Origin of the sequence: Bacteroides neonati, from assembly GCF_000499785.1 — a bacterium.
GTDB classification, from domain to species: domain Bacteria; phylum Bacteroidota; class Bacteroidia; order Bacteroidales; family Bacteroidaceae; genus Bacteroides; species Bacteroides neonati.
Genome location: NZ_HG726020.1, coordinates 1,474,199 through 1,480,366, shown reverse-complemented (window position 1 = coordinate 1,480,366; position 6,168 = coordinate 1,474,199). Strand labels below are relative to the sequence as shown.

Genomic DNA, 6,168 nt, shown 5'->3' with positions numbered 1-6,168 from the left:
CTGACAAAGGCGAGTGTTCACGACATTCATTATTTGAAAGACGTAAAGTGTAACCTTCAGAATTGCACCATCATCGGTGATCGTGGATATATTGGAGCAGCCATACAACTTGATTTATTTGAAAAAGCTAATATCAAGTTGGAAGTTCCATATCGGTCGAATCAAAAAGATTGGAAACCTGTATTTAGTCCATTTGCTAAAGCAAGGAAAAGGGTTGAAACGCTTTTTGCACAATTATGCGATCAATTTATGATAATCAGAAATTACGCAAAACAAACAGAAGGATTGTTTACCAGAATTACGGGGAAAATTAGTGCACTTACAATCCTTCAATATATAAACAAGATTAATAACAAACCCATTGGACAAATTAAATATGCACTAATTTAATTCCGCCAACGGGTTATGTTATCTTCTTTTACTAGTGGCATTGTAGCACTAAATGCGGCATACATCTCTGATAAATTATCTAAATTAAGAGGTTGTGTTTGTCTTTTGAGTATTGATACGGTTTTCAATCCATGGTTGACGCTATCTGTCTTATAAGAGGCGTCTTCATAATGGGTATAGCTGTTAGGTGTTGTCATCTCAATATCGCCATCTCTATTGAGATCTATTAGGTCTGCCCATAAGAGGCAAGAGTAATTTCCTTTGTCAACTTCAAAATCAAATATAAAAGTTTGATTTGAAGAACCGCTACTTCTTATTTGCTCATTTCGATGTACAAGTCTTCCATCGGTCGTCCATACTTCTAAGATACAACGTAGTGAATGATTAGGGTATACAGGTATGGCACGCGTATTTACCTCGTTTGTTTTTACGCCAATTGATACTTTTTTGCTTTTTACCGTTGGGGTTTGAGCTACTTCTTCTTGGTTGCATGCTGACAATAGATACATGAATATCATAGCAATAGCTAAGATCATCTTGTTTTTTTTCATACTTTTTGTTGATTAATGATTATTTGTTTTAATGATTGAAAATTTGGCTTTATCTTTTCGTAAACTTTTGATTTCGATAAGAGTATCTCCATCAAAATCGGGATCTATGCTTACTCCTCCGTCTGAATAAAAGGAGGTAATAAGGTCTTTCTTTATTATCGATAATTGATTTCGCTTATAAGGAATTTCTAAATCGGTACTTGATATTATTTTTCCATCGGTAGTGATCACTTCTATCAGGAGTACAACAAATGATTCTGTATTGTTATCTACCAGAATATAATCCGAACCAATCATACACTCTTGTGAATTATCGGTAGGTAGGATGAGTGGGAGTGTGAAATGGACACCTGTTTCTGAATGTACTGTTTTGCCTGTAAGTGCGTTGAATCCTGTTGGGAAATAAAAGCCGTATGAGAATCTTGTCTCATAATCCCCCTCTTCTATATACTTTTCTTTTATGGCATCCAAGAACCTTTGTACATCAGTGGTGATCAACTGGTACTGTGCCAATGGTTGTAGCATTTGTACGTTAATGGATATTTTATTGTTCCAGACATACTCTGGTAAATCGGCAAGGTTGATCGCAGCAGTGCCATAGGTTGCTTCTCGATAGGGAGAGGTGCGATAAGGCTGTGTATACCGAATGGAGTGTAAATTCTCGGTATTATAATAGAGGTCGGTCGGCAGCTCTGTTTTTACATAGTCACTCCACACCACCAGCGTATAGTTCAATGCCCTTAACTGCGTGTTGATGAGTATTGTATGAGGTAGTTGGTTGTTTTGAACTACAGTTGTTTGGCGTATTGTACGTTCCCCTTCATGCTGTATCTCGATTATTAAGCGTCGTGAGTAAGCAGAATCGTTGCGTTCGGCAAGACTTGTTGAAGGAGTTTGATCGAAGTTAAGAATTACTTCGATCGTTATATCCTTCAAAGGTATGGGAAACTTTTCTTCTTCTTTATCGTTTCTTTGATTCTTGCAGCTATAAAGCAAGATGAGAAATAGAGAAAGAATTAAACAATGGTATTTCTTTTTCATAAATGCCTTACTATATCGTTTATTTGCTGGTTGCAAAGATATATCTTGGTGTGCAGATAACCATTTGTAAGATATGTATAAAAAGTTATAATCCCTTTCTGTAATGTATTGAAAATTAGTTGCTTATTTTAATGGGAGGAAAAGTATTCTTGTAAATGTAAGTAGTCAACGCTGTAGGAGGATTTTTTTAGCCCTTTTTTAATGCTTATTTTCTTTTTCAATATACTCAATAATATTTGCACCCTCTTCTGTTCCCAGCTTTTTTCGAATGGAAGATCGGTACTTCTGCACTGAAAATACACTTTGATCCCATACGGCTGCTATTTCGTCGGTTCTAAATCCGGCACGTGTTAAACAGCATAACTGAAGTTCCTTTTCGACCAATTGAGGATATCGAGTGTGGAGCCGAGAGTAAAATAGATCAAAGGATCTATCAATATTGCAATAAAATTTCTGCCACTCTATTTCGAACGGATTTTTTTCGTTGATGCTGAGCAAGTGATTAATTTTATCTGTAAAAGATTGATTTTTATCTGCTTGTAAATGTTGGAATAGGGCTATTCGCTTCGTGATTTCAAAATCGCGGATGAGAATCTCTTTGAGTTCGGCCGATATGGTTTGGTGATCATTGGATAATTTCTCGAGTGCTTCAACTTTTCTTTCTAATTCATATACCCGATGAATCTTTCTTCTTTTCAGTATCCAATAAAATAAGGTAGCTGCTATGCCTATAAAAAGAAGTATGATGCCCCATTTTCGGGTTTGTGTCTTGAATAAGCTATGTTCATGCTCTAGCTTTCCATATCGGTATAGTAGCAGTCGCTCATTTATTGTTCCTGCATTCAGGTATTTCTGTATATTGTATTCGTTGACAAATGATTCTTGCAGGCTTTTTAATGCTTGTTCCCAATTGGCTTCCATTGTATAGAATTCGGAGTTGAGCAGATTGAAGTAGCGGTTTATTTCGAAGTTTGAAATATCGGGTAATAAGGATTGGATATCTGTTTTGTATTGCTGTGCCAGTTTCTTGTTTCCTTGTTGCATATAAATGTGCATAAGGATTAGTTTATTTATAGCAATCTTTTGTGGAATATTTTCGTAAGCAAGTGCTTTATTCAAGCAGTAAATCGCTTTTTCTGATTCATTGATTTCTAAATAAGCTACTCCGGCGTTTCTTTGCAAATCAGTATATCTTATATCGTTTACACTTATCAATTCGATTACTCTATTGAAAAAAAGCAATGCTTTTTCAGGTTCGGATATGTGCAACCATGTTTTCCCGACTTGAAGTTGGTAACCTATATCTTTTTTATCAATATTGACCTGTTTTAATGCTGCTATTGATTGTTTGAAGTGTATATTAGATTTAATGACATCATACTCGATTAGGTAAATCATACCGATTTTACTATGAAGTAAGGATTTCCAATAGGTATTTGCACAATGTTCTGCTAAGTCTAAGGCTTCATGATAGCAGATAAGTGCTTTTTTGTGTTGGTTGGATTGTTCGTATGCCAAGCCAAGGTAGTTTAATGATTCCAATTCTTTCAAAGACTCTTTTTGAGTATCAAAAAAGGTGGCTGCATTTATTAAACTTGTTGTATCGGCAATCAGGGAGTGACCCAGCTTTTCATTGACGGATGCTTTGATAAGGGAAAAAGTTGCTTTTTGCTTACTGTTCATGTTACTTTGAGAAATTGAGTCGAGGTAGTGAAGTGTTTTTTGAGAGTTAATATCCTGAACAATGTTGGTAGGGATATTTAAATTTTCCTTATTATCACAACCAATCGCAAGAGAGATAAAAAGTAGGCAGAGGAGTTGTTTGGATTTCATAGTTATGTGGTTTAGAATTGCAAAGCTAAAAAAAATAGCAGAATACAATCTTAAGAGAGGAATAATTAACTCTTTTTCAAAAAAAAACGACTTAGACAGTTATCATATTGTATCCTTGCAATCACTTGTAATCAAAAGGCAAATAATGAGAAGTATTATGAGCAAAAATGATTTTCTGGTCATTCTCTGGCATGTATTTAGTAAGAAGAGGAGAATAGGGCAGGGTAGAAGGTGATTGGTGGCTGTAAACCATTCTGTTAAAGATAGATAAGATGCTTGAACACTCAAACAAAACAGATGTAAAGCGTGTTGATAATTTACTATAAACAGGAATGTTATGAAATCAATTAAAATGCTCAAGAAAAGCCTCGTACCAACTCTCTTTGGTATTTGTTTGCTGATGGGTGCCGCAGTGACGAGCTGCAGTAAGACTGATCTGTACGATCCCACGTACGGCAAAGAGCCGTTGCCCGATCCCGGTACGGTTCCCGATTTTAGTACCCGCACCACGGTGAATCTGACGGTGGACTATGTAGCGCCGTCGGTCAAAACTCCGCTCGAGGTCTATGCCGAATATCCCTATCTGGTGCAACCCGACGGTAGTGTGGTGAAGAAGGAGATCGAACCCGTCTTTGCCGCTTACACCGACGATAACGGTCAATTTAGCGGACAGATGTTGCTGCCTACGGTGGTGAGTACAATTTTTCTTTGTACCCCCTCGCTGGGGTTGCCGAGGTGTGTGGATGTGGCGGTAGTCAACGGAACGGCGAGCTACAAACGCATCGATTCGGTTGCCTCGAAATCGACCCGCGCACAGGTGATCACCCCCGGTGGAAGCGGAGTGCCTTATACGGTCGATCCCTCCAAGCTACTCTATTCGCTATGCTCGTGGGGCAGCCATGGCCGTCCGTTGGACAACGGATATCTTACCACCGATCCCACGCTGGTGGCGTTTGCCAATAGCTTGCAGCGGTCGCTGTGGAACGGCAGCCTTACCAAACCGGGCGGTCTGAACAATAGTAACAAGGTAGTATCCGAGCAGTACACTAATATCAGTATCGCTACGCAGATGGTGGTCGACGGGCAGGTACTCACCGTCAAGGATGCCGGTATCCGGCTCGCCTTCCTCAACGAAGGGGCGTGGTATCAGAATACGCTGGGCTATTACTATTATCCAACCGATAAGCGTCCTGCCGATCCGTCGAAGGTGAAGAAGTACATCCTGCTACCCAACGCCTCTACGCCCGGTTCGGTTCCGTTCGACGGATATACCTTCTCGCAAAGCAGTGCCCCAGTGCGTGCTTGTTCGTGGGTGTCGTTGAAGTACATCGACGATAACGGACAGGTATTCGACCGCTTCCCGCCCGGATATACCATCGGATGGTTCGTCATCTCCGACGGTTTTCAGTACCGCAACGGAACGGAGTATCTCGATACCGGACGTCAGTTCATCTACTCTAACCAGAGCTGGAACGGGAACGGCAAGTCGTCTTGCATCACCCTGACAGACAATACCACCGGACGCGTTGTGGTGGGCTTTGAGGATGGCGGCGATTTGAGTTACGAAGATCTTCTCTTCGAGGTCGAAGCCGATCCGAGCGCAGCGATCTACGATCCAAACAAACCGAGCATCAGCGGCGGAACCATTGTGCTGCCCGAACAGGAGTACGCGATCAGCGGCACGCTCGCCTTTGAGGACAACTGGCCCGAGAGTGGCGACTACGATCTTAATGATGTGGTGATTGAGTACAAACGGGTGGTAACGTTCGATAATCAGAATCAGGTGAAGAAGCTGACCGACCACTTCAAACCGGTACAGAAACCCGATGGCGCGCTCTTTACCAACGCTTTTGCCTATCAGGTAGATGCCACGCAACTGGGTAGCTTCGCCCCGCTGCCCGAAGGAGTTGAATACGAAGCGGCTACAAACTCGTTTATCGTTTTTACCAATGCTAAAACGGCCATTGGAAAGGAGAGCATCATCACACGTACTTTTAGCGGTGGGGCGATGTTTAACAAGAGCACGTTAAAACCTTACAACCCGTATATCCTGGTGAGGTATACACCTGCCAATAAGAAGCGGGTAGAGGTGCATCTACCCAAATTCAAGGCGACAAGCTATGCCGACCAAACGCTTATCGGCACGCTCAACGATGTGTATTATGCCGACAAGAGTGGACGGTTCCCCTTTGCTATCGACCTGCCTGTGACCGGCTTCAAGCTCGTAACCGAACATGTACGCATAGGCAGCAATAGTGAATATCCGCTCTACGGTAAGTGGGTAGACGGAGGGTGCGGCACTGCCTCGGCCGATTGGTATTTGCACAAATAGTCCGTTGACCGGTGTATTCCA

General features: G+C 41.2%; 5 protein-coding genes. 2 read left to right on the top strand and 3 right to left on the bottom strand.

The features are described 5' to 3' along the window. Positions 1–390 (top strand): transposase (locus TY03_RS09070; protein WP_042369060.1); only part of this gene is annotated, 390 nt, incomplete at its 5' end. Here the strand turns inward: TY03_RS09070 and TY03_RS09065 are convergent. The 3 genes from TY03_RS09065 to TY03_RS09055 form a co-directional block, all read right to left on the bottom strand. Continuing rightward, the gene (locus tag TY03_RS09065; RefSeq protein WP_042369057.1) at positions 387–941 is read right to left on the bottom strand and encodes a hypothetical protein; all 555 of its coding nucleotides are present in this window, start codon (positions 939–941) and stop codon (positions 387–389) included. The two genes, TY03_RS09070 and TY03_RS09065, sit on opposite strands and share 4 nt — an antisense overlap. Before the next feature lie 12 nt (positions 942–953). Then, positions 954–1,982: a DUF6562 domain-containing protein gene (locus tag TY03_RS09060; RefSeq protein WP_052332434.1), complete on the bottom strand. Its 1,029-nt coding sequence runs from the start codon at positions 1,980–1,982 to the stop codon at positions 954–956. 198 nt (positions 1,983–2,180) lie between these two features. Next, positions 2,181–3,863: a tetratricopeptide repeat protein gene (locus tag TY03_RS09055; protein ID WP_148335606.1), complete on the bottom strand. Its 1,683-nt coding sequence runs from the start codon at positions 3,861–3,863 to the stop codon at positions 2,181–2,183. A gap of 289 nt (positions 3,864–4,152) precedes the next feature. On the opposite strand from TY03_RS09055, the gene TY03_RS09045 reads away from it, so the two are divergent. After that, positions 4,153–6,147 (top strand): LruC domain-containing protein, encoded by a 1,995-nt coding sequence (locus TY03_RS09045; RefSeq protein WP_081713074.1) that lies wholly within the window; start codon positions 4,153–4,155, stop codon positions 6,145–6,147. Positions 6,148–6,168 lie beyond the last annotated feature (21 nt).